Below are 22,234 nucleotides of genomic sequence, written 5' to 3'. Positions count from 1 at the left end.
GTGTAAATTCGTACTGTGATACAAGAATTACATACCAGTTTTGGAAATACGTTTGAGCAAGCTTTGTTAAACGATATTGCCCAAGTGGGGACTTTTAAAGAAGTGCCTGCCGGTTTTCAATTGATGGATATTGGGCAGTACATAAAATACATGCCGCTGCTCTTAGAAGGTGTAATTAAAATACTTAGAGAGGATGATGAAGGAGATGAATTGTTACTTTATTATTTAGAGCAAGGAGATACCTGTAGCATGACAATGGCATGTTGTCTAGGCGATGCAAAAAGTAACATTAGGGCTATTGCCGAGACGGATGCCAAGCTTATTATGGTTCCAATTCACAAAATGGAAGAATGGACCGCTAAGTACAAAACATGGCGAAATTTTGTGTTCGAGAGTTACCATTCTCGCTTAAATGAGTTGCTACATACAGTAGATAGTATCGCTTTTATGAATATGGATGAGCGGCTAATTGATTTTTTGGTACGAAAGTCTGAGGTAAACAACAGTACAATTATCACCAACACCCATCAAGAAATTGCGTACGATTTGCATAGCTCTCGTGTCGTGATATCTCGCTTACTAAAAAAGTTGGAGAACATGGGTAAAATTAAACTTAGTAGAAGCCATATAGAAATCATCAACTTATAGATTAGTAGATGCTTAAAAAATTCTTTCCTATTCTAGATTGGTTGCCCAACTACAAAAAGTCTTATTTATCTGGAGACCTAGTAGCGGGCTTAACCGTTGGTGTAATGCTAATTCCGCAGGGTATGGCCTACGCTATGATAGTTGGTTTGCCGCCGGTCTACGGGTTGTATACCGCACTAGTTCCAAATCTGGTATATGCACTTACAGGTACCAGTAGAAAATTAGCTGTAGGACCTGTAGCATTAGATTCCCTTATAGTTGCTTCTGGCTTGTCTGCCATGAAATTGGCAACAGAAGGTGAATACATAGCTATGGCCTTGTTTGTGGCGTTATTTGTTGGGGTGCTGCAATTGGCTATGGGTTTCTTAAAATTGGGGTTTTTGGCCAATTTTTTATCCAGACCCGTAGTGAGTGGTTTTACTTCTGCAGCAGCTATAGTTATAGGGGTAAGCCAGTTAAAACACCTTTTTGGGGTAAAAGTTTCTTCGTCTAGTACAGTAGAAACCATACAGCAGTTGTTTGCCAATTTACATACGCTAAATTGGTACGATTTTACCATTGGTGTTGCAGCCATACTCGTTATTGTAGGGTTAAAAAAATGGAATAGAAAATTACCTTCTGCCATGATAGTAGTGGTATTGGGTATTGTGGGGATTTATCTTTTTATGGTAAATGAGGCAGATGTAAACATTGTGGGCTATGTGCCTAATGGTTTACCCGCTTTTACTTTGCCCAATTTTACGTGGGAACAATTAACACTTGCATTTCCGTTAGCCATGGCCTTGGCATTTATTGCTTTTGCAGAAGAAATGGCAATTGCCAAAGGTGTAGAAGAACGTACGCAAGAATACCATACCGTGCCAGACCAAGAATTAAAAGCCTTGGGGGTAAGTAATATTATTGGGGCACTATTTCAATCTTTTTCTGCTAACGCAAGTATGTCTCGTACCGCCGTAAATGTAAATGAAGGTGCTAAAACGGGACTGGCATCTATTATTAGTGCTTTGGTGGTAGGTTTGGTGTTGTTGTTTTTAACGCCTTACTTTCAATATTTACCTAAGTCTATTCTTGGAGCCATTATTTTGGTGGCTGTTTTTGGTTTACTAGATTTAAAATATCCAGCGCAGCTGTACAAACATCAAAAAGACGAATTGATATTGTTGATTGTCACCTTTGTAACTACGCTTTTTGTTGGTATTGCCCAAGGTATCATTTTTGGGGTGTTGTTTTCCTTGTTCCTATTAATATATCGTACCTCTAAACCACACGTAGCCGTGTTGGGTAAAATAAAAGGGATGGACTATTTTAAGAATGTAGAACGCTTTTCTGAAGATGTGGAATGCGATAACGGCATTCTCATTCTTCGTTTTGATGCACAGCTGTTCTTTGCCAATGTGCAACATTTTAAAACAGCCTTATACAAACAAATCCACCTTAAAAAAGGAACGCTGAGTTATGTTATTCTTAATGCAGAGCCGGTGAATTATATAGACAATACTGCTGCCGCAGAATTAGAAAAAATAGTCATCGACCTAAAAGAAAAAGGAATCACCTTTAAACTTGCAGGTGCCATAGGACCCATACGTGATATTCTGGTAAAAAGTGGGTTGGTCAAAGTTATTGGGCCAGACCATATCCACGTACGTACGGCAGAAGCCTATGAAGATTGTTTGGCACATGTGGGCAAATCGCCCATGCAGAACAAAGTGTCTATGCAGTATAAATAATTGTGTAACAGAAGTTACTACGTAAGAAAAAACTTAAAACTATTTTTGAAGTATTAAATACAATTACAATGAAGATAGAACAGATATATACCGGATGTTTGGCCCAAGGGGCGTATTATATTGAAAGTGATGGCGAAGTGGCTATAATTGATCCCCTTAGAGAGGTAAAACCTTATTTGGATAGAGCGGCTAAGGCCAATGCAGAAATCAAGTATATTTTTGAGACCCATTTTCATGCAGATTTTGTGAGCGGACATGTTACCTTGTCTAAAGAAACGGGAGCTCCAATTGTGTATGGGCCAAACGCCAATCCTACGTTTGATGCCATAATAGCAAAAGACAATCAGGAGTTTAAATTAGGCAAGGTAACCATTGTAGCCTTGCACACACCTGGACATACCATGGAAAGTACCACCTATTTACTAAAAGACGAAAATGGAAAAGACCATGCTATTTTTAGTGGAGATACTTTGTTTTTAGGAGATGTAGGTAGGCCAGATTTGGCTCAAAAAGCTGCGGATATGACCCAAGAACAATTGGCAGCTACTTTGTTTGATAGTTTGCGTACCAAAATAATGCCTTTGGCAGATGATGTAGTGGTATACCCTGCGCATGGTGCCGGTTCTGCTTGTGGTAAAAATATGATGAAGGAAACGGTAGATAGGTTAGGGAACCAAAAGAAGATGAATTATGCCCTGCGGGCAGATATGACCAAGGAAGAATTTGTAAAAGAAGTTACAGATGGTTTGTTGCCTCCTCCACAATACTTTCCATTAAACGTTAAGATGAACAAGGAAGGCTATGATGATATTGATGAGGTTTTGGAAAGAGGTACCCAGGCGTTATCACCAACTGCATTTGAGGCTGCGGCCAACGAAACCGGTGCTATTGTCTTAGATGTTAGGCATCAGAACGAATTTGCCAAGGGGCACATACCACGCTCCATTTTTATAGGAATAGATGGTGGTTTTGCGCCTTGGGTGGGGGCTTTGATTGGCGATGTACAACAGCCTATTTTATTAGTGGTAGAAGAAGGTAGGGAAGAAGAAGTGGTTACAAGGCTTTCTCGTGTTGGTTTTGATAATACCTTAGGTTATCTAAAAGGCGGTTTTGAAGCATGGAAAAAGGCTTCTATGGAATATGATACCGTAAGTACCGTGCCTGCAACCGCACTAAAAGAAGCCATGGATGCCGAAGATGTACCGGTATTTGACGTTAGAAAACCAGGAGAATATATTTCTGAACACATCCCAAATGCCCATACCACTCCCTTAGATTTCTTAAATAATCACCTGGCAGAATTCCCTTCTGAGGAAACATTTTATGTGCATTGTGCAGGTGGTTATAGAAGTATGATTGCCGCAAGTATTTTAAAAAGTAGAGGAATTCACAATTTGATTGATGTTGCTGGCGGATTTAAGGCTATTAAAGAGGCAGGCATTCCTGTATCTGATTATGTTTGCCCAACAACTATAAAATAGACGTATGAAGAATATCCTTAAAGTCTTATGTGCAGCATTGTCTTTTATACAACTAGGTGCCTGCCAAGATAAAAATGACGTTGTAGTTACTAAAGTTGATAAAGCATTCTTAAAAACCCATGCCATTGGTAAGGAAGTACAGCTCATAGATGTGCGTACACCACAAGAGTATGGCGCCGGACATATAGATGATGCCAAAAATATAAATGTAGGCAGTGCCGATTTTGTACAACAAATTCAAGGTTTAGATAAAGAAGAGCCGGTATATCTATATTGTAAAATGGGTGGTAGAAGCAATAAGGCGGCGCAACTTTTAAAAAAGCAAGGTTTTACTAAAATTTACGACTATACAGGTGGTTATAATGATTGGATAAAATAAACACGTATGGCAAGTTTTAATGATATAGTAGCAAGTGAAAAACCTGTTTTGGTCGATTTTTTTGCAGAATGGTGTGGGCCATGTAAAACCATGGGACCAATACTCAAGCAGGTAAAAGACCAAGTTGGGGAACAAGCTAAGATTGTAAAATAGATGTAGATAAAAATCAGGCATTGGCGGCTCGTTACCAAGTTAAAGGGGTGCCTACCTTAATGTTGTTTAAAAATGGCGAAATGCTATGGAGACAGTCTGGTGTAGTACAATCTCAAGATTTAGTTAGGCTAATACAGGCCAATTAAGATTTCTGTTTTTTAAACCCATGAGTTAATTGCCCTAAAAAGTTTTGGGGCATTTTTTCGTCTCCAGGGTAGCCTAATGGCACATTACCACTATCTTCTGGTAGGTAATTGGTTTTAAAAATATAATCCCATAAACTTAGGCTAATCCCAAAATTAACCCCAAAACTACCTTTTGGTAGGGTATAGGCATGGTGGTACAAATGCATTACGGGATTATTAAATATATATTTTAAGGGGCCATAGCTCAATTTGATGTTTGCGTGATTTAGATGGCCAATGGTAATGGCAATAAAATGAACAATGTAGGCTTGTTCTGGCTCAAAGCCGCCCAAAAGCATTACGCCAAATGTTTTTAAAGGCTTATAAAGAATGTTTTCCATCCAATGGTATCGTAAATGCGCAGCGAACCCCATTTCTTTGACGCTGTGATGTACCTGATGAAAATTCCAGAAAATTGGAAATTTATGAAGGCAAACATGGGTAAACCACTGTACAAAATCGAGCAGAATAAAAAACACCAACAATTGGGCCCAAACGGGCCAGCTACTAGTATCTATGACTGCTATACTTTCTACTGTAAGTCCCCCTTTGGCAAAAGCTAGTTCTATAACTTTATAAAACCCACTAACAATTAGAGCAAAAATGAAAAAATTGAAGAACATGTAAAAAGCGTCTAACCAAAAGTCTTTACGTACTATTTTTTGGTCTTTTCGCCATGGAAATAGTATCTCAAAGAGCCATACTACCATGGATATAACCACCAAGCCCCAAAAATAGTTTTTATACCATGGTACTTTAAACAGTATTGCTTTTAAAGTATAATCAAAGGTGCCACTAATAGCGTTTAAAAACACATCTACGTATTCCACTTACATCAATTTAAGGTGTACCACTCTATATTGGTCAAGTTTTCTCTTCTACCTTTCTTTTCTGGCGCGTAATTTTTTGCCAGATAATCTAAAATTATAACTTCATTATCCCCTAAATCCCATAGGTTTTGAGTTTCTTGCATCCATTTTATAGTAGCTGACCAACCTTCTTTGGTCATTCTATTTTGCGTTACCAATTTAGCGGAGTGGCAATTGGTACAGTTATTTACCACCGTCATTAACCCATCGTCTGCAATAAATCCAGTGCGTAAATGTATACCATCATCAATGGCATCAAAATCATCCTTAATTTCGTTGGTTTCTAATACGGTAAGCGTAGTCTCTGGTTTAGAAGAAAATGCAGATAAACTGGGGTCAACCATCAAGTAAACTAGAATTCCAGCAATAGCAATAAAGAAAACAAATAGGGTTACACTTAACTTGCGAATTAATGCCGCACTTTCTTTAAATTTATTGGGCTGTTCCATTATCCTATTTTTACGGCAATTCTATGGCAAGCGTTATTTAAATAGCCTTTGGGGTTCCAGCCTGGTACTAACATGGGTTGACTTACACCATTGGTATCCGTAGCTTTTGCCCAAACTTCATAGTAACCAGATTCTGGAAAATCTACCGTCGCTGTAAAATGCTGCCACGCTAATCTATTAAGAGGTTTATCTAGCTTACAAGATTTCCAAGTAGCTCCAAAATCTATAGAATATTCCATTTGAGCTACCTCTAGTTCACCAGCCCAAGCATGACCGCGAATGGTTAAAGCCTGCCCTTTTTTCAGCATAGCACCTGTTTTTGGATAGGTAATTAAAGACTTTATAGGCATAGATTCTATAATGCACATATCTTCATCTTTTACCTTTGCACCAGGTGCTACTGGTTTACAGGGAACGCGGTAGGCGGTACCCGTCATTTTTGCTCCATCATGTATAATGTTACGGACACTAATTTCTGTAAGCCATTTACCAGAGGTAGATGCTGGCCAACCACCACAGACCAAACGTAACGGAAAACCGTGCGCTAAAGGTATGTCTTCGCCATTCATTTTAAAAGCCAATAAGGTTTCGTCTTGTAGGGCTTTTGCTATGGGTACACCTCTAGAAATGGGCTCTTTCTCTGGGTTACCGTTTAAATGTACATCTGCAGCGTGGTAACCAATATAAACGGCATCATCTTTTATTCCAACAGCCTGTAATACATCTTTAAGGCGAACCCCTGTCCATTTTGCACAATGTACGGCGCCTACGGTCCACTGATTTCCCTTAGCTGGTGGGTTAAATTCCGCCCGTCCGTTTCCGCCACATTCTAAAGTAAGTTGGTAGGTGTACTGTTTAAACTGTTTTTTTAAATCGTTTAGGCTAAATGATTTTTCTCGTACAACCGACTCCCCGTTAAAGGTAATTTTCCATGTGTCGGCATTTATATTTGACGGTAGTTTCCCATTATTTCTGATAAACATGTTTTTATTAGGGGTAACCGCATCATCCAACAAATGGGCCTTGGCCTCAATATTCCAGGGTTTATCATTTAATACCACCATTTCTTTGTTTTTGTCAAAAAGACTAAAAGGATCTGATTCTTGTAGTCCAAGTGGTACATAGTCTTTTGGCAAGTTGTGGCCATAAACGATGGGGCTTCCTAAAATACTTGCCATAGCGGCTAAGGATAGCCCAGCCGTAAAATCTCTTCTTTTCATTTATTATTCTGGTTGTGGCTAGTTAAAAGTACAAGTTTTCTGGTTCAGAAACCAAGGGTTACTACCATACAAGTGGTAATATAATACATATTTATGAAAACGTTTACATTTTAAATTTACAGTTCGGGGTTCTTTACAGGGGTATTCATTAGTGCTGAGAAAATTTTAAGATAGAAAGGATATTAGATAGTAATTGTTTCTATTTAGAAAGTGAATAAAATATTTTACTCATTCTAAATTACGTAATAAAAAACTTACATTTTATCGAATAAACGTTTAGCTGTACACTTATTTTTGAATGCAATCGTTTGCATAGCAAAGTTTATTATATAGTAAGATTAGGTGGTATTAGTTTTAATGGTGTAAAAATTAATCAAAATGGTTGTTATGAATAAAAACATGGGAGTTGTAGATCGGGTCTACAGGGTAATAGTAGCTGTTTTGGTTGCCCTATTTGGATATTTAGAAATTATTGCAGGAGTATTTTCTATCATCCTTATGGTGTTAGCTGCAATCTTTATAATTACAAGCATCATTGGCTATTGCCCAGTGTATTCCTTATTTAAAGTAAATACGTGTAAAACTAAAGAGTAGCGTTCTAGCTGATAATTATCATTTTTTGTAAGGTTCTGTAGTAGTATTTTTCACCTTTAAATATGGAGTTATGAAAACAATACTTACCTTACCCTTAGTATCTTGGCAAAACGGAATTACCATGATTGTTGTTTTTGCTGTGGTCGTAGTTGCGTTTATACTAGGCATATATACCATGATCAATTCTGGTCAAAATAAACAGGATTAATTATTGATGCATTTTTAAAGCGTTTTGTAACCTAGATTACGCTTTAATTCAAGGTTTGTGCCGTATTTTTATAGTAGAAAATACAGGGCCTTATGGATACAGAAATACTTGCCAGAATCCAGTTTGCTTTCACTATTGCTTTTCATTACATCTATCCACCTTTAAGTATAGGCTTAGGTCTTTTAATGGTAATTTTTGAAGGTTTATATCTTAAAACCGGTAAAAAACAATATGAAATTCTTACCAGGTTTTGGTTGAAAATCTTCGCGATAACTTTTGGGATTGGAGTGGCTACTGGCATTATAATGGAGTTTGAGTTTGGTACCAATTGGTCTGTTTATTCTAGATATGTAGGGGATATATTTGGTAGTGCCTTGGCGGCAGAAGGTTTGTTTGCTTTTGGGCTAGAAAGTACATTTTTAGGCATTCTGATTTTTGGTTGGAATCGGGTTTCTCCACGCGTACACTTTATAGCTACTATAGGGGTGTTTTTAGGATCCATGTTTTCTGCAGTATGGATTGTAGTGGCCAATAGTTGGCAGCAAACTCCGGCGGGTTACCATATAGTTGGTAAAGGATTAAACGCTAGAGCAGAAGTCACCGATTTTTGGGCCATGGTTTTTAATCCGTCTAGTATAGATAGAATAATTCATGTATGGCAAGGCGCTTTCTTAGCGGGGGCATTTTTGGTGTTGAGTGTACATGCCTATTATTTGCTTCGAGGTAGGTTTGTTGAAATTTCTAAGACAGCATTTAAAATTGCCTTAGTAGTAGCTACTTTAATATCATTATCTCAATTGGCGTCTGGGCATAGCTCTGCAGATGGTGTGGCAGAAAATCAGCCAGCTAAATTAGCTGCAATGGAAGGCCATTACGAGGCCTCTTCTGCAGCAGATTTATACCTTTTTGGATGGGTTGATGATGAAACAGAGAAAGTTACGGGACTAGCGGTGCCAGGCGGCTTATCTTTTTTGGTCCATCAAGATTTTGAAGCCCCTATTGAGGGGTTAAATGCGTTTCCTAAAGACGAAATACCAACGCAGGTGAATGCGGTATTTCAATTTTACCATATAATGATTGCAATTGGTATGTTTCTGATAGCTTTAACCTTGTTTGCATGCTATTTATGGTGGCGGGGTCAGCTGTTTAATAAAAAATGGTTGTTACAAATTTTTGCTTTCTCCGTTTTGTTGCCACAGATAGCAAACCAAGTAGGATGGTTCGCTGCAGAAATGGGCAGACAACCATGGGTGGTATATGGACATTTAAAAACAAGCGAGGCTTTTTCTCAAGAGGTGTCATCCAATCAAATTTTATTTTCATTAATTCTATTTTTAGTGGTGTACACCCTTTTGTTCTTATTGTTTTTGTATTCCATGAATAAGAAGATTAAACATGGCCCGTATGATGAAGCTGATAATCCAAACGAATTTTTAAAATACACCTAATAGAACGCGTATGGAAACATTTTTAGGTATAGATTACCCAACACTATGGTACTTGGTTGTTGGGCTTTTATTTTCTGGTTATGCCATTTTAGAAGGGTTTGATTATGGTGCAGGGGCATGGCATTTATTTTTAAGAAAAGATTTGAGTAGGCGTATAGCTATAAATGCTATAGGACCACTTTGGGATGCCAATCAAGTATGGCTTATTATTGGAGCGGGAGCCCTATTTGCTGGCTTTCCGGTCATGTATGCCACTATGCTGTCTGCTATGTATGTACCCTTTATGCTGTTTTTAATGTTTTTGGTCTTGCGGTCTGCTGCAATTAAATTTAGAAGTGCAGAAGAAATGCTTTGGTGGCGTAAAACTTGGGATGTTATTTATTGCGGTTCTAATACTGCCATAGCATTTTTGTTAGGTGTTGTTCTGGGTAATGTGTTACAGGGTTTTGAACTTCATGAAAATCATGAATATAAAGGAGGGGCGTTTTTAACCTTTTTAAATCCATATGCCCTATTAGTAGGCTTAACAACGCTCTCGATATTTATGACACAAGGGGCTATATTTTTATTACTTAAAACAGAAGGGAGGTTGTATGCTCGTTTTACCTTTTTATTAAAAAAGGCAATGATATTCTTTATATTAAGTTTTGTCTTTACTTCTTTTTACACTTTAATCTATTTGCCAGGGGTTGCGGATAAGTTTAAGGAATATCCTGCCTTTTTTATTTTGCCTATAGCAGCTTTTTTGGCAGTAGCGAATGTTCCTAGATTGGTTTCTAAGAAAAAATACATGCAAGCTATGATATTTACATCTTTAACCATGTCTTTTTTATTAATGTTAGTGGCTTTTCAAATGTATCCAGTTTTATTGCCATCAACCATTAATCCAGATTTTAGCGTTACTATTTATAATGCCGCATCTTCTCAAAAATCTTTAGGGATTATGCTCACTATTGTCCTCATAGGAGCACCATTACTGGCGTTTTACTTCCTTTTTCTGTACAGAACTTTTAAGGGTAAAGTACAATTAGATGATACAAGCTATTAATGTTTAAGTGACTCAGGTTACGTTTAAATTGGTTTACTATTAGTTTCTTTGCTAAAAAATATATTGATGGATATAATTTTAGCCCCATGGCCTTGGTATGTTTCCGGACCATTAATTGCCTTAACTATGGCCGTGCTTATACTACTGGGTAAAACTTTTGGTATGTCTTCTAACCTCAGAACCGTTTGTAGTATGGTTGGAGCTGGTAAAGCGGCTGATTTTTTTAAGTTTGATTGGAAAGCGCAACGTTGGAATCTTATTGTTGTATTGGGGGTGGTAATTGGGGGTTTTATTGCTCAAAACTATTTGAGCCCTCATAAAGCTGTAGCGATACAACCAGAAATTATTACCCAATTAGAAGATTACGGTTTTAAAAGTGCAGGCAAAGCTTACATGCCTATAGAATTATTTAGCACAGAAGCTTTAACTAATCCTACAATGTTGTTGTTACTAATACTAGGTGGTTTTTTAGTAGGTTTTGGGGCTAGATATGCTGGTGGGTGTACTTCTGGTCATGCAATTTCTGGATTAAGCAACCTGCAGTTACCTTCTCTTATAGCAGTGATTGGTTTTTTTATTGGCGGCCTTTTTATGGTTCATATTTTGTTTCCCTTTATTTTTTAGTTGATGCGTAGTGTACTTTATTTAATCGTTGGTATCTTTTTCGGTATCGTTCTTTTTAAGTCAGAAGCAGCTTCTTGGTTTCGTATTTACGAAATGTTTCAATTTGCGTCGTTTCATATGTATGGTATCATTGGTTCTGCCTTGGTATTAGGTATTATATTTATTCAAATTGTTAAACGGAGTAATTCAAAATCTATCTTTGGAGAAACCATAGCTATTCAACCAAAAGAAAAATCTTTCTATAGATATGCCATTGGTGGTATATGCTTTGGATTGGGTTGGGCATTAGCTGGCGCATGTCCGGGACCTATGTACGTTTTAGCAGGAGCGGGTTACATACCTATTCTGGTAGTATTAGGGTCAGCAATTTTTGGTACGTTTATATATGGAGTGCTTAAAAATAAATTACCACATTAAAAGTGTGTAGTTTACGGTAATTTTATCACAAATTGCCGATTAGGATTTTTACTACAAAAAAAAGGGGCTACTTTTGTTTCATTATAATACCAATCAGCCCCTTAGAATGAAACTCGACATCTTTATCATTGATGATGACTTAGTATCCCAGTTTGCTACAAGATATTGTATTGAACAATTTGGTGATTCTTTTGATGTGTCTACTTGCGGTAGTGCAGAAGAAGGTTTAGAACGTTGTGCAACGTGGATAGAGGAGTATGGGAAACTACCAGATATTATTTTCCTTGACTTAATTATGGGAGAGATGGACGGATGGGAATTTCTAGAACACTTAGAAAAATTCTCTAACGGAGTAAAGATGCCTAAAGTTTACGTGTTATCTTCTTTCGTAAATTCTAAGGATAGAGAAAAGGCTAAGAAAAATCCAGTTATAGAGGGCTATTTTGATAAACCTTTAGCAAAAACCAGTTTGGCAAAGGTTTTTCAGAAAGCGTCTTAAATTACTAATTAGGGTATTAACCAAGTTCGGTTTAAAGGATACCTTAGAAAGTGCTTAAAAGTAGCCCCGGCAAGAATCGAACTTGCATCTAAAGTTTAGGAAACTTCTATTCTATCCATTGAACTACGGGGCCTAATAGCAGACCGTAAAATTAAGAATACTTTTTTATTAGAGCTTACTTAAACCGATACTATTAATTAAGGTGTTTGTATAGCTGTTAAGCTATATTTTGTTTTAATGAAATATAACATGCAAACCTGCTAACGAAAGCAACAAGACCAGTCCAAAATAGGATATGGATTTAGAACCCGATTGTAATAAGGTTTTTAGGGGTACTAAAGTGGTTTTAGAAATAAAGAAAAGTAAACTAATACCAGAAACAATTACCCACATGGCACGTACAAAATAATTCATGTCTGGGAGTATCGCTTTAAAAATAACCTGTAAGGTAAAGGTTCCAAAAAACACGTACAGTGCGGTATTGTGTTTTGGCTTAACCATAAAAACCGCAGAGCAAATTAATACTACTATTCCACAATTAATATAGTAACGTAGCTCATTTAACGTATGGGTAAAAGCAGCATCAGGATTCGCAAATTTTAAATACAACAAGATAATGCCGATGAGAACACCAGAAAAGAATCCAAAAATAATAGCCCTTTTACCAGCTTTTACCATTTGCATATCTGTGGCGTCCTTTTTTAGGTAGCCTTTGTAAATATCTATGGAATATAGCGTAGCGAGCGAGTTAAAGGTGGAGTCAACAGTACTCATCAAAGAAGCAAATAGGGCGCAAAGTACAAGACCTTTGGCACCTAAAGGCAAATAGGTGTTAACCAGATAAGGAAAGGCCATGTCTGGATCTACCAATCCGTTTTTACCCAATATACCTACTAAAGCAATACCCGGAACCACTATGATTACTGCCATAACATACTTCATAATACCACCAACCATTAGGCCTATTTGAGCATGTTTTAAACTTTTAGCGGCTAAGGAGCGTTGTACTACAGATTGGTTGGCACACCAATAATTTATGTTAAGTAAGAAAAGACCAAATATATGAGTCCAGGGTAGTTTTTCATGAGTAGAAGGTAAATGCAAGTGCATTAACTCTGGGGTTTTTATGTACAATTGTTCCCAGCCTCCTAGATGATATATCGCCATAAACATTACAACAATACCACCGGTAAGTAAAATGCTAAACTGAATGATATCTGTACGGACAACTGCAGTTAATCCGCCTAAATAAGTGTAAACGGCAGAAAACAAACCTAAAAGTATAATTAGTATACTTATACGGATAATGCGGTCTGGATGCAGCACCGCTAAATATTCTCCAAAAACAACGTCTGCTGCGTAAGCTCCCCAAAATAAAGCGGCTCCAATTGTTATGGTAGAGAAAAGTAAAATATTAGACAGCGAATATGCTAGGGCTACCTTGGCTCCCAATCTAGTTTTGATAAATTGGGTAATAGTAATAATCTTTTCTCTCAAATAATAAGGAACAAATATGAAAACAGCTAAAAGAATGCCTTGTACAGCGTTAATTTCTAAGCTGGCTTGTGCAATGCCATAAAGGTATGCGGACCCCATCATCCCTAAAAATTGATACCCTTGAATGTTAGTAGCAATGGTAGAAAAGGCGATAGAAGGCCAACGGAGACTTCTAGAACTCAAAAAATATTCTTCGCTAGTCACCTCCGTCTTCTGCCTACCAGTGATAGCAGCTACCATTACGGCAGCAAAATAGGCTATAACAATTACCAAGTCTATCATGTTTTCTTCGCTGTACTACTTTTTATGAGTATTTAAATTCTTTTGCCCGCCGCTAAAGGTGTTAAAGGTGCAGTGTCACCAACCTTACCTTGTTCTTTTAATAATGATACTGTTTTTAAATGGGGTAACACTAGCTTTGCAAAATACTCACATTCTTGTTTATGTGGGTAGCCAGATAATATAAAAGAACGAATACCCATATCCATATAGCGATTTAGCTTTGCTATTATCTGTTCTGGATTCCCTACTAGAGCAGCCCCACAGCCAGAGCGAGCTTTGCCTATTCCGGTCCATAAATGCGGTTCTACATATCCATCATCTTTGGATTGCTCTCTCATTTCTTTTTGTCTGCTCACACCGTAAGATTTCGCATCTAATGCTCTTTCTCTTATCTCGGTACCTTTGTCAATATCTAATTTAGATAAAATACTATCTGCGTAGGCTCTTGCTTCCTCTTCTGTTTCTCTCACCACCACGTGTACACGCAAGCCAAAGTCAACTTTTCTATTGTAAGTTGCGGCCTTGTCGCTCATGTTTTGCATTAAACCGCGTAGGTTTTCTTCCGTCTCTGGCCACATTAAGTAAACATCGCAATGTTCTGCGCATAGTTCTACAGCACTAGGAGAATACCCTCCAAAGTATAGCATTGGCCCGCCATTTTGATAGGGTTTAACAGGATTAGTAGGTAGCTTTAAGTTATAGAATTTACCTTTAAAATCTATTTCTTCTTGTGTCCAAGCCTGCTTTAAAATTTGGATAACTTCCCTAGATCTTTGGTATCTATCCTCGGAAGATAAATCTTCCCCTGGTAAGTTAGAAGATATAATATTTATGGTAAGTCTTCCTTTTAATATATGGTCTATAGTAGCTAAGGTCCGTGCTAACATTGGTGGGTGTACCTCGCCACAGCGTATAGCTGCTAAAAGATTAATGTTTTCTGTCATAGGGGCTACTGCAGAAACAAAAGGTAGGGTGTCTTGCCCAACTTGGTAAGAAGAGGGGCAAAGAATATTTCTAAATCCTAATTTATCTGCAGTTAAAAGTATGTCAGAGGTATTTTCCCAACTGCTTTTATATTCCATGCTTCTTTCGCCTAGATACCTATCGTCACCATCACAAATGGGGGCAAACCAAGAGACCTCTGAACCTGTTAAATGTTCTGAACGAATTACAATTTTATTTTCCATTATCCTAAGTGGTTTTATATATCTTTTTAATCTATTTCTTTTCCTGTGGCAGCTTGCCATAGTACGTACCAATCTTCTTTGGTTATGTTTAAATCCATAGCTTCCTTAGCCTTTTGTAGTCGGGCTATTTTACGTGTCCCCATAACAGGGACAATACTAGAAGGGTGTTTGGCTAACCATGCTAAAAGCAGTTGGTCTATGCTACAGTTGTAGTTAGTACATAACTGATTTAAAGTATTTTTTAGTGGTTTTAATGCAAATGGTACTTCTTTGGCAAAAAGAGCGCCACCGCCTAATGGTGACCAAGCAGTTGGCCTAAATCCCATTTGCATTGCCTGGGTTAAACTGCCATTGCTAAAAGCTTCTCTTTGCAATAGGGAAACTTCTATTTGGTTGGTGCATAAAGGGGTTAGTGTATTTAAGGATTCAAATTGTTCTTTTGTAAAATTAGAAACACCAAAAAAGCGAACTTTACCACTTTTACTTAAATCTGTAAAGGCTTCTGCAATTTCTTCTGGCTCCATTAAATAGTCTGGACGGTGTAATAGTAAAGTGTCTAAATAATCTGTATTTAAATTTTTCAAAGATGTTTCTACAGAAGCGATAATATGGGCTTTGCTTAAATCATAAGATTTAACTTTATGTTCGCTTCTATGTTCAGATACTAGTTTTATACCGCATTTTGTAGTTAACCTAAGTTGGCCACGTAGTGCTGAATTTTGCTTTAATACTTTTCCAAATTCGGCCTCAGTAGTGTAAGACCCGTAAATATCTGCATGGTCAAAATCAACTAAATCAATTTCTAAGCATTCTTTTATAAAGGAATCCATTTCCTTTGTAGCCATTTTTTGCCCCCATTGTCCTAGGCGCATTGTGCCTACAATTATGGATGAAATTGGGTAGTTTTTCATACTATTAAATGCAATTATGAGGTGCCTAAAGTATAAAAATAATTTTAAAATGAAAACGTTTACATTTTTAAAATGTATTTTTGAACGTATTTATTTAAATAAAATGTAAAAAATTAAGCTAAATGATAACAATTCTGTCGGGTTCAAATAGAAATGACAATCATACCTTAAAGTTTGCGCAATTAGCTAAACAGTTGTTGCAAAAATCAACAAAAGAAGAGGTTGTATTGGTAGATATGGCCGCACTCGCTAGTTGGAGTGTAACAGGAGATATGTACGGAAATTCGTCTCAACCTCAGGTCATCAAACAGTTGCAAGATGAAATAATAATTCCAAGTCAAAAATTTTGGTTTTTTGTTCCAGAATATAATGGTAGTTATCCGGGGATAGTGAAGTTGGTTTTAGATGCCATTTCCGTGAGAGATTCCAAAGAAAGTTTTCAAAATAAGAAGGCTATTGTAACAGGTGTTGCATCTGGCAGGGCTGGTAATTTAAGAGGAATGGACCATTTGGCAGATGTTTTAAATCATTTAGGAATGTTTGTACATCCTAATAAATTACCCATTTCTTCAATTTATAAGTATATGGATGATAATAAGATGGTTGTAGGTGAAGAAATAAAAGAGTTGTTACAAAAGCAAATAAGTCAATTGCTAAACTTTAATTAATAGATGATGGAGCAAACTTGGTGGAAAGAAGCTGTAGTATACCAAATTTACCCTAGGAGTTTTAATGATACTACAGGGAGCGGTTTGGGTGATTTGATGGGTATAGTAGAAAAACTAGATTATTTAAAAAATTTGGGGGTAGATGTACTTTGGCTATCTCCCATTTTTGGTTCTCCCGATGATGATAATGGTTATGATATTAGCGATTATAGAGATATTTCTGAGAAGTTCGGAGTAATGGCTCACTTTGATGTGTTACTAGAAGAAGCCCATAAAAGAGGTTTAAAGATAGTATTAGATTTGGTGGTAAATCATAGTTCTGATGAGCATCCATGGTTTGTGGAGTCAAGAAAATCAGAAGACAATCCGTACCGTGATTATTATTTTTGGCGAAAAGAAAAACCAAGTAATTGGCAATCTTTTTTTGGAGGCGATTGTTGGGAATATGATGCTACTACGGATTCTTATTACTTGCATCTGTTTTCTAAAAAACAACCAGACCTGAATTGGGAGAATCCTAAAGTAAGACAAGAAGTTTACGATTTAATGACCTTTTGGTTAGATAAAGGTGTAGATGGTTTTAGAATGGATGTGATACCAATGATTTCTAAAAGATTGGATTTTCCAGATACAGACCCTAATGATTTTACAGCAGCAATTAATGAGGTCTATACCAATGGGCCACGTTTGCACGAGTTTTTACAAGAAATGAATAAGGAGGTGCTTTCTAAGTATGATGCGCTGTCTATGGGAGAAGGTATTGGTGTTGATGCTGAGCAAGGTTTGTTATATACTTCTAGTAAACGAAAAGAGCTACAAATGGTGTATCATTTTGAGCATATGGCATTAGATTGGGGTAAAAGGGGGAAGTTTGATATTAAGCAGTGGCAATTGACGGAATTTAAATCCATTTTTAGACGTTGGGAAGCTACTTTAAAAGATGAAGGATGGGTTACCATTTTCTTGGATAATCATGACTTTCCTAGAATGGTATCTCGGTTTGGGAACGATACTACTTACAGAGTAGAATCTGCTAAATTACTAGCAACCTTATTGTTCTCTCAGAAAGGAACGCCTTGTATTTACCAAGGTAGTGAAATTGGAATGACCAATGTTCGGTATAATTCTGTATATGATTATGATGATATAGAAATACGGAATAAAATAGCAGAGTGGCAGCAAGAAGGTAAAGATTTAAATGAACTCAAAGTGATATTACACCACATGGCAAGGGATAACGCGAGAACACCAATGCAGTGGAATAGGGAGGTACAAAGTGGTTTTACTTCTGGCAAACCATGGTTGGGTATTAATCCTAATTACACAACAATAAATGTAGAAAGTGCTATGGCTGATACGGATAGTATTTGGCATTACTACAAAAATATGTTGGCCTTGCGTAAAGAAGAAAAAACATTAGTCTATGGACAATTTACGGAGTACATGCAAAGTAGTGAGCAAGTTTACATATACCAGCGGAGCATGGATAAAAAAGCTTTTTTGGTATTACTGAATTTTTCTGATGAAAGTCAAATTCTAGATACAGAGGTGCCAACGCAACTAATTAAAAGTAAGCGTATTGGCAACTATAGTGGGATTGCCAACAAAGTTAATGTATTAAGGCCTTGGGAAGCGGTGATATACGAATTATAGGTTAGGAAGATTCCCGTTCCATTAATTTGGGTAACAAAATATGTTGGGAGTGGATTACATTGTTTTTTTCAAGGTTGTCTAACAATACTTCCACTGCCAACGTGCCCATCTCATCACATTTTTGATCTATACTGCTTAATCTAGGATGGGTAAAATGTGTATAATCATTATTACCAAATCCTATTATTTTAATTTGTTCAGGTATGCTGTACCCGAGCAACCTTAAAATGTTCATGGTATGGACGCCGTATTTATCACCATGGCAAAAAACACCATCTATATATGGGTGTTCTTTTAAAATTTGCTTTAATAATTTGGTGTCTTGATCTACATTAAAACTAAGAGATATGCTGTCATGGTAGCTAATAGGTGGCATGCTTTCTTTAATAGTGTTTTCAAAACCCTCTTTTCGTTTCTTAAAAATAGAAACATTATCTTCTCCTGCGATGTGTAATAATGCCGTACATCCAGCATCAATTAAATGCTGTGTAGCTATTTGTCCTCCCTTAAAATCATCCAATAAGACAACGCTTGCATTATCTAAGGCAGGCTTTCTGTCAAAAAACACTATGGGCGTACCTTCTTTTTGTAAATTTTCAAAAACAGAAAAATCAATAGTATTTTTAGAGGTAGAGACTAAAATGCCATCCACATTCAATTTTAATAACGATTCTAAAGCTAATTTTTCTATTTCTGCAGATTCATGGGATTGCGTTATTATAGTGCTATAGCCGTTTGCGACTAGCTTCTTCTCAATACCATTGATAACGTTTCCAAAAAAGTAGTTGTTAATCTCTGGTACTAAAACACCGATAGTCATGCTTTTACCGCTACGTAAAGCCGCCGCAATACGGTTGTGTCTGTAGTTGAGTTGCTCTGCCGCTTTTAAAACTTTGCGTTTGGTTTTAGCGGATACTAGATTACTATCATTAAAAACTCGGGAAACTGTTGCCAGCGAAAGCCCAGTCATTTTAGAAATTTCTTTAATGCCTGCCATTGCAATGTGGTTGTGATAAGGGATAAATTTAACACAAATGCTCCGGTATTTATTGAAAAACAAAAAAATTGACCATAAAATTCCGAAAACGATTTATTTATTGTGAATTTTTCATATAATTGTAAATGTAAACGTTATCATTTTTAAGATAATTATTAAAAATGAGAAATAATCTAAACTGAAGAATGAAAACTAAAAACTTAAAAATGTTGAGTATGAGGGGGTATGGACTAACCCGAATATTCTGCACTTTGCTATTCTTACTTGGGGCAAGTTCTTGGGGGTATGCTCAGCAATTACAAGTCTCTGGTAAAGTATTAGAAAAAGGTACGGAAATTCCTGTTCCTGGTGCTGCCATTGTAGAAGACGGAACCAATAATGGTGTGGTGACAGATTTTGATGGTAATTTTACGATTGAGCTAACTCAAGAAAATGCTTCGTTACGCGTGTCTTTTTTGGGTTTTAAAACGGAACTAATTGCTGTAAAAGGTGAATCTAATGTAACTATTTACATGGAAGAGTCTGGACAGCAGTTAGATGAAGTGGTTATTATTGGTTACGGAGCTCAAAAACGCACAGATGTTACAGGAGCGGTTGCCAATTTAAAAGCAGAAGAATTTAACAAGGGGGTTGTAAATGCTCCAGAAGAATTGTTACAGGCAAAAGTGGCAGGTGTGCGTGTAACAACATCTAGTGGCGAGCCTGGTGCAGCAACCACAGTAACCATTAGAGGTGCTGGTGCTTTGCGTAGCGGGGATAGTCCTTTGTATGTTATAGATGGCGTACCTATTAGTAACGCAGCAACATCACCAGGCGGTAGTAATATCTTAGGTTCAGGTTTGCCAGCTACCTCTGCTGCTAGCAATCCTATAGCGTTTTTAAATCCTAATGATATCGCTTCTATGGATGTATTAAAAGATGCTTCTGCAACTGCAATCTACGGTTCCAGAGGTGCTAACGGGGTTATCTTAATAACAACCAAAAGGGGTAAAGGAGGTAAATCTAAAATTGATTTTAATCATTATACTGCTTTTTCTAAAATTGCCAATAAGCTAAAGGTGGGAACAGCCCAAGATTTTGGAGGAGGAGCAATTGATACCGATTGGCAGGATCAGATTTTTAGAACAGGTATTACCAAAAATTATGGTCTTACCTACAGTACCTCGGGAGAAAAGTCATCCATGTTGGTGTCTTTATCTGCTTTTGATCAAGAAGGTATCATAGAAAAAAGCGGTTTAAAAAGGTATACAGGTAGACTTAATACTAGCTTTTTTGCCTTAGAAGATAACAAGCTTAAGATAGACTTTAATCTAATTGCGAGCCAGACAGAAAATAATAGTGTGCCAAGAACGGATAGTGCAGATACTACGGGAGAATTAATTACAAATACCCTAGGAGCGGTGCCAACAAGGCCTGTTTTAGATGCTAGCGGTAATTACTCTAGTGGAAGAACAAACCCAGTTGGGTTGTTAGCGTCTACTAATGATATTACTGAGACTAATCGTTTTTTAAGCAATTTAACTGCAACATATAGGTTTTCTCCAAATTTTAATTACCAAGTTAATTTAGGTGCGGATTACTCCAATGGTAAAAGAGAGCAAGAATTAATCCCTAACAATTTAGAGGGTGTTGCTAACAACGGAACGTACGCCGTTGGGGACGTAAGAGCAACAAACTTATTATTCGAGAATTTTTTAACTTACAATTTAACAAAAGGGGATAATAACTTCAACTTCTTATTGGGTTATGCCAACCAAAGTTTTGAATTAGAATCTACTTCTAATTCTTATTTAGGTTTTGTATTGCCTAATGTTAGCGCCATAGACAATCCTACCAACGCTCCTTTATTAAGCGGATTGCCAAGGGGTACAAATTCTAGAACCATTTTGGAATCAGTTTTTGGTAGAATTAATTATTCTTACGGAGACCGTTTAGATGTTTCTGCTTCGTTAAGAGCAGATGGTACTTCTAAATTTGCTAAAGGTAATAAGTGGGGTGTGTTCCCTGCTTTGGCAGCGTCTTACGCTTTAATAAATAACGGCGATGGAGCTATAAACACATTAAAAACAAGAGTAGGGTGGGGGCAAACAGGGAACCAGAATGTTCCTGGTAACCCTACACAAGATGCTTTTGAATATGTACAATTATCAGAAACTGAAGTAGGAGTTGCAAAAGTGGCAGAAGGAAATCCTGATTTAGAGTGGGAAATTAGTAACCAATTTAATATTGGCGTAGATTTTAGTATGCTTAATAATCGTTTGTATGGTAGCCTAGATTACTTTAATAAAGTAAATGAGAAAATGATTCTTTTTGTGGCATCAGAGCCGCCGGCTGTTTCTGGAGAGTGGATAAATTTACCAGGAGATATTACCAATAGCGGTTTAGAAGCATTTGTTAGTTATGATGTGGTAAAATCAGAAGATTTCAACTGGACACTATCTGCTAACGGAACCTACATTTCTAATGAGGTGAACTTAAGAGATGGAGAAGAATTTATCACCGGAGCAATCAATGGTCCTGGGCTTAACGGTTCTTTTGTGCAAGTTGTAAGAAGTGGCGAAGCCTTAGGTTCTTTTCTGTTGCCAACTGCAAATGCGGATGGTACGGTTTCTGAAGAAAGCACTATTCAAGGGTCTGGAATTCCAAATTTTGTTTACGGATTTAATACTAGTTTAAACTATAAACGTTGGGATTTCTCTATGAACTTTTCTGGGGTAAGTGGCAATAAAATTTACAACAACACGGCACAGTTCTTAAACAACGTTGGGGATAATGTAACAAGAGAATTATTAACAGAAACTAACGATATTCCGCCAGGAGCATCAGATTACTATTTAGAAGATGGTTCTTTCTTAAGGCTTGCCAATACTACTTTGGGGTATGATTTTGATGTTTCTAAAGTTGCGTTTTTGGATAAGTTTAGATTTTACATGACAGGTCAAAACTTATTTACTCTTACAGATTATAGCGGTTTTGATCCAGAGGTAAATACACCAAGAACACAAAATGGAATTTTGTCTTACGGAATTGACTTTGCTGCATACCCAAGAGCAAGAACATTGATTTTAGGTATTAACGCATCATTCTAAT

21 protein-coding genes, 1 tRNA gene and 1 pseudogene are annotated in these 22,234 nt (G+C 37.0%); 15 read left to right on the top strand and 8 right to left on the bottom strand.

Annotated elements, in window-relative coordinates; all coding sequences use genetic code 11:
- Positions 1–15 precede the first annotated feature (15 nt).
- From HCO57_RS07845 to trxA, 5 genes and pseudogenes are all read left to right on the top strand, one after another.
- The gene (locus HCO57_RS07845) at positions 16–648 is read left to right on the top strand and encodes a Crp/Fnr family transcriptional regulator (protein WP_010518973.1); all 633 of its coding nucleotides are present in this window, start codon (positions 16–18) and stop codon (positions 646–648) included.
- An 8-nt stretch (positions 649–656) separates the two neighbouring features.
- The gene (locus HCO57_RS07840) at positions 657–2,375 is read left to right on the top strand and encodes a SulP family inorganic anion transporter (protein WP_167988561.1); all 1,719 of its coding nucleotides are present in this window, start codon (positions 657–659) and stop codon (positions 2,373–2,375) included.
- 68 nt (positions 2,376–2,443) lie between these two features.
- Positions 2,444–3,856 carry an MBL fold metallo-hydrolase gene (locus HCO57_RS07835; protein ID WP_167988560.1) on the top strand — a complete coding sequence of 471 codons (1,413 nt, stop codon included), beginning with the start codon at positions 2,444–2,446 and terminating at the stop codon, positions 3,854–3,856.
- A gap of 4 nt (positions 3,857–3,860) precedes the next feature.
- Entirely contained in the window at positions 3,861–4,235 is a 375-nt protein-coding gene (locus HCO57_RS07830; RefSeq protein ID WP_167988559.1) for a rhodanese-like domain-containing protein, read from the top strand.
- Between the two features lie 6 nt (positions 4,236–4,241).
- A pseudogene (gene trxA, locus HCO57_RS07825) lies at positions 4,242–4,534 on the top strand (thioredoxin).
- Here trxA and HCO57_RS07820 read toward each other — a convergent pair.
- Genes HCO57_RS07820 through HCO57_RS07810 form a run of 3 tightly spaced genes read right to left on the bottom strand, consistent with a single transcriptional unit; the run spans position 4,531 to position 7,111 of the window.
- Positions 4,531–5,403 carry a sterol desaturase family protein gene (locus HCO57_RS07820; RefSeq protein WP_167988558.1) on the bottom strand — a complete coding sequence of 291 codons (873 nt, stop codon included), beginning with the start codon at positions 5,401–5,403 and terminating at the stop codon, positions 4,531–4,533. The pseudogene trxA and the gene HCO57_RS07820 overlap by 4 nt on opposite strands.
- Before the next feature lie 5 nt (positions 5,404–5,408).
- The gene (locus HCO57_RS07815) at positions 5,409–5,891 is read right to left on the bottom strand and encodes a monoheme cytochrome C (RefSeq protein ID WP_167988557.1); all 483 of its coding nucleotides are present in this window, start codon (positions 5,889–5,891) and stop codon (positions 5,409–5,411) included.
- The gene (locus HCO57_RS07810) at positions 5,891–7,111 is read right to left on the bottom strand and encodes a sulfite oxidase (RefSeq protein ID WP_167988556.1); all 1,221 of its coding nucleotides are present in this window, start codon (positions 7,109–7,111) and stop codon (positions 5,891–5,893) included. Before HCO57_RS07810 ends, HCO57_RS07815 begins: the two co-directional genes overlap by 1 nt.
- A gap of 387 nt (positions 7,112–7,498) precedes the next feature.
- On the opposite strand from HCO57_RS07810, the gene HCO57_RS07805 reads away from it, so the two are divergent.
- The 7 genes from HCO57_RS07805 to HCO57_RS07775 all read left to right on the top strand — a co-directional run bounded on the left by HCO57_RS07805 (position 7,499) and on the right by HCO57_RS07775 (position 11,949).
- Positions 7,499–7,705 (top strand): DUF2892 domain-containing protein, encoded by a 207-nt coding sequence (locus HCO57_RS07805; RefSeq protein WP_136949261.1) that lies wholly within the window; start codon positions 7,499–7,501, stop codon positions 7,703–7,705.
- Positions 7,706–7,775: 70 nt separating this feature from the next.
- Complete coding sequence (locus HCO57_RS07800; RefSeq protein ID WP_167988555.1) at positions 7,776–7,913, top strand: hypothetical protein; 138 nt, start codon at positions 7,776–7,778, stop codon at positions 7,911–7,913.
- Between the two features lie 92 nt (positions 7,914–8,005).
- Positions 8,006–9,361, top strand: coding sequence for a cytochrome ubiquinol oxidase subunit I (locus HCO57_RS07795; RefSeq protein ID WP_167988554.1), 1,356 nt, complete (start codon positions 8,006–8,008; stop codon positions 9,359–9,361).
- A 10-nt stretch (positions 9,362–9,371) separates the two neighbouring features.
- Positions 9,372–10,409 (top strand): cytochrome d ubiquinol oxidase subunit II, encoded by a 1,038-nt coding sequence (cydB, locus tag HCO57_RS07790; protein WP_167988553.1) that lies wholly within the window; start codon positions 9,372–9,374, stop codon positions 10,407–10,409.
- Positions 10,410–10,475: 66 nt separating this feature from the next.
- The gene (locus HCO57_RS07785) at positions 10,476–11,033 is read left to right on the top strand and encodes a YeeE/YedE family protein (RefSeq protein WP_167988552.1); all 558 of its coding nucleotides are present in this window, start codon (positions 10,476–10,478) and stop codon (positions 11,031–11,033) included.
- A 3-nt stretch (positions 11,034–11,036) separates the two neighbouring features.
- Positions 11,037–11,450 (top strand): DUF6691 family protein, encoded by a 414-nt coding sequence (locus HCO57_RS07780; protein ID WP_167988551.1) that lies wholly within the window; start codon positions 11,037–11,039, stop codon positions 11,448–11,450.
- 106 nt (positions 11,451–11,556) lie between these two features.
- Positions 11,557–11,949 carry a response regulator gene (locus HCO57_RS07775; protein ID WP_167988550.1) on the top strand — a complete coding sequence of 131 codons (393 nt, stop codon included), beginning with the start codon at positions 11,557–11,559 and terminating at the stop codon, positions 11,947–11,949.
- Between the two features lie 61 nt (positions 11,950–12,010).
- On the opposite strand, the gene HCO57_RS07770 is transcribed toward HCO57_RS07775, so the two are convergent.
- From HCO57_RS07770 to HCO57_RS07755, 4 genes are all read right to left on the bottom strand, one after another.
- Positions 12,011–12,082, bottom strand: a tRNA-Arg gene (locus tag HCO57_RS07770).
- Positions 12,083–12,183: 101 nt separating this feature from the next.
- Positions 12,184–13,728, bottom strand: coding sequence for an SLC5 family protein (locus tag HCO57_RS07765; RefSeq protein WP_167988549.1), 1,545 nt, complete (start codon positions 13,726–13,728; stop codon positions 12,184–12,186).
- 32 nt (positions 13,729–13,760) lie between these two features.
- Entirely contained in the window at positions 13,761–14,915 is a 1,155-nt protein-coding gene (locus HCO57_RS07760; protein WP_167988548.1) for an LLM class flavin-dependent oxidoreductase, read from the bottom strand.
- Between the two features lie 26 nt (positions 14,916–14,941).
- A complete protein-coding gene (locus tag HCO57_RS07755; protein ID WP_167988547.1) occupies positions 14,942–15,826 on the bottom strand; it encodes an aldo/keto reductase family oxidoreductase in 885 nt (294 codons plus the stop codon).
- Positions 15,827–15,948: 122 nt separating this feature from the next.
- Here HCO57_RS07755 and HCO57_RS07750 point away from each other — a divergent pair, with 122 nt between their 5' ends.
- Positions 15,949–16,494, top strand: a complete 546-nt coding sequence (locus HCO57_RS07750; protein ID WP_167988546.1) for an NADPH-dependent FMN reductase — start codon at positions 15,949–15,951, stop codon at positions 16,492–16,494.
- A 3-nt stretch (positions 16,495–16,497) separates the two neighbouring features.
- The gene (locus HCO57_RS07745; protein WP_209066065.1) at positions 16,498–18,147 is read left to right on the top strand and encodes an alpha-glucosidase; all 1,650 of its coding nucleotides are present in this window, start codon (positions 16,498–16,500) and stop codon (positions 18,145–18,147) included.
- Between the two features lies 1 nt (position 18,148).
- Here the strand turns inward: HCO57_RS07745 and HCO57_RS07740 are convergent, their stop codons facing one another.
- Positions 18,149–19,144, bottom strand: coding sequence for a LacI family DNA-binding transcriptional regulator (locus tag HCO57_RS07740; RefSeq protein WP_167988545.1), 996 nt, complete (start codon positions 19,142–19,144; stop codon positions 18,149–18,151).
- A gap of 185 nt (positions 19,145–19,329) precedes the next feature.
- Here HCO57_RS07740 and HCO57_RS07735 point away from each other — a divergent pair, with 185 nt between their 5' ends.
- Complete coding sequence (locus HCO57_RS07735; RefSeq protein ID WP_167988544.1) at positions 19,330–22,233, top strand: TonB-dependent receptor domain-containing protein; 2,904 nt, start codon at positions 19,330–19,332, stop codon at positions 22,231–22,233.
- Position 22,234 lies beyond the last annotated feature (1 nt).

The organism is Croceivirga sp. JEA036 (genome assembly GCF_011882165.1).
In the GTDB taxonomy this organism is placed as follows: Bacteria; Bacteroidota; Bacteroidia; order Flavobacteriales; family Flavobacteriaceae; genus Croceivirga.
This window is presented reverse-complemented; position numbering and strand designations above follow the sequence as displayed.

Coding starts and splice junctions, on each gene's coding strand:
- HCO57_RS07840 (WP_167988561.1), top strand. CDS start 657: ATGCTTAAAAAATTCTTTCCTATTCTAGATTGGTTGCCCAACTACAAA.
- HCO57_RS07835 (WP_167988560.1), top strand. CDS start 2,444: ATGAAGATAGAACAGATATATACCGGATGTTTGGCCCAAGGGGCGTAT.
- HCO57_RS07830 (WP_167988559.1), top strand. CDS start 3,861: ATGAAGAATATCCTTAAAGTCTTATGTGCAGCATTGTCTTTTATACAA.
- HCO57_RS07815 (WP_167988557.1), bottom strand. CDS start 5,891: ATGGAACAGCCCAATAAATTTAAAGAAAGTGCGGCATTAATTCGCAAG.
- HCO57_RS07810 (WP_167988556.1), bottom strand. CDS start 7,111: ATGAAAAGAAGAGATTTTACGGCTGGGCTATCCTTAGCCGCTATGGCA.
- HCO57_RS07805 (WP_136949261.1), top strand. CDS start 7,499: ATGAATAAAAACATGGGAGTTGTAGATCGGGTCTACAGGGTAATAGTA.
- HCO57_RS07800 (WP_167988555.1), top strand. CDS start 7,776: ATGAAAACAATACTTACCTTACCCTTAGTATCTTGGCAAAACGGAATT.
- HCO57_RS07795 (WP_167988554.1), top strand. CDS start 8,006: ATGGATACAGAAATACTTGCCAGAATCCAGTTTGCTTTCACTATTGCT.
- cydB (WP_167988553.1), top strand. CDS start 9,372: ATGGAAACATTTTTAGGTATAGATTACCCAACACTATGGTACTTGGTT.
- HCO57_RS07785 (WP_167988552.1), top strand. CDS start 10,476: ATGGATATAATTTTAGCCCCATGGCCTTGGTATGTTTCCGGACCATTA.
- HCO57_RS07780 (WP_167988551.1), top strand. CDS start 11,037: ATGCGTAGTGTACTTTATTTAATCGTTGGTATCTTTTTCGGTATCGTT.
- HCO57_RS07775 (WP_167988550.1), top strand. CDS start 11,557: ATGAAACTCGACATCTTTATCATTGATGATGACTTAGTATCCCAGTTT.
- HCO57_RS07765 (WP_167988549.1), bottom strand. CDS start 13,728: ATGATAGACTTGGTAATTGTTATAGCCTATTTTGCTGCCGTAATGGTA.
- HCO57_RS07760 (WP_167988548.1), bottom strand. CDS start 14,915: ATGGAAAATAAAATTGTAATTCGTTCAGAACATTTAACAGGTTCAGAG.
- HCO57_RS07755 (WP_167988547.1), bottom strand. CDS start 15,826: ATGAAAAACTACCCAATTTCATCCATAATTGTAGGCACAATGCGCCTA.
- HCO57_RS07750 (WP_167988546.1), top strand. CDS start 15,949: ATGATAACAATTCTGTCGGGTTCAAATAGAAATGACAATCATACCTTA.
- HCO57_RS07745 (WP_209066065.1), top strand. CDS start 16,498: ATGATGGAGCAAACTTGGTGGAAAGAAGCTGTAGTATACCAAATTTAC.
- HCO57_RS07740 (WP_167988545.1), bottom strand. CDS start 19,144: ATGGCAGGCATTAAAGAAATTTCTAAAATGACTGGGCTTTCGCTGGCA.
- HCO57_RS07735 (WP_167988544.1), top strand. CDS start 19,330: ATGAAAACTAAAAACTTAAAAATGTTGAGTATGAGGGGGTATGGACTA.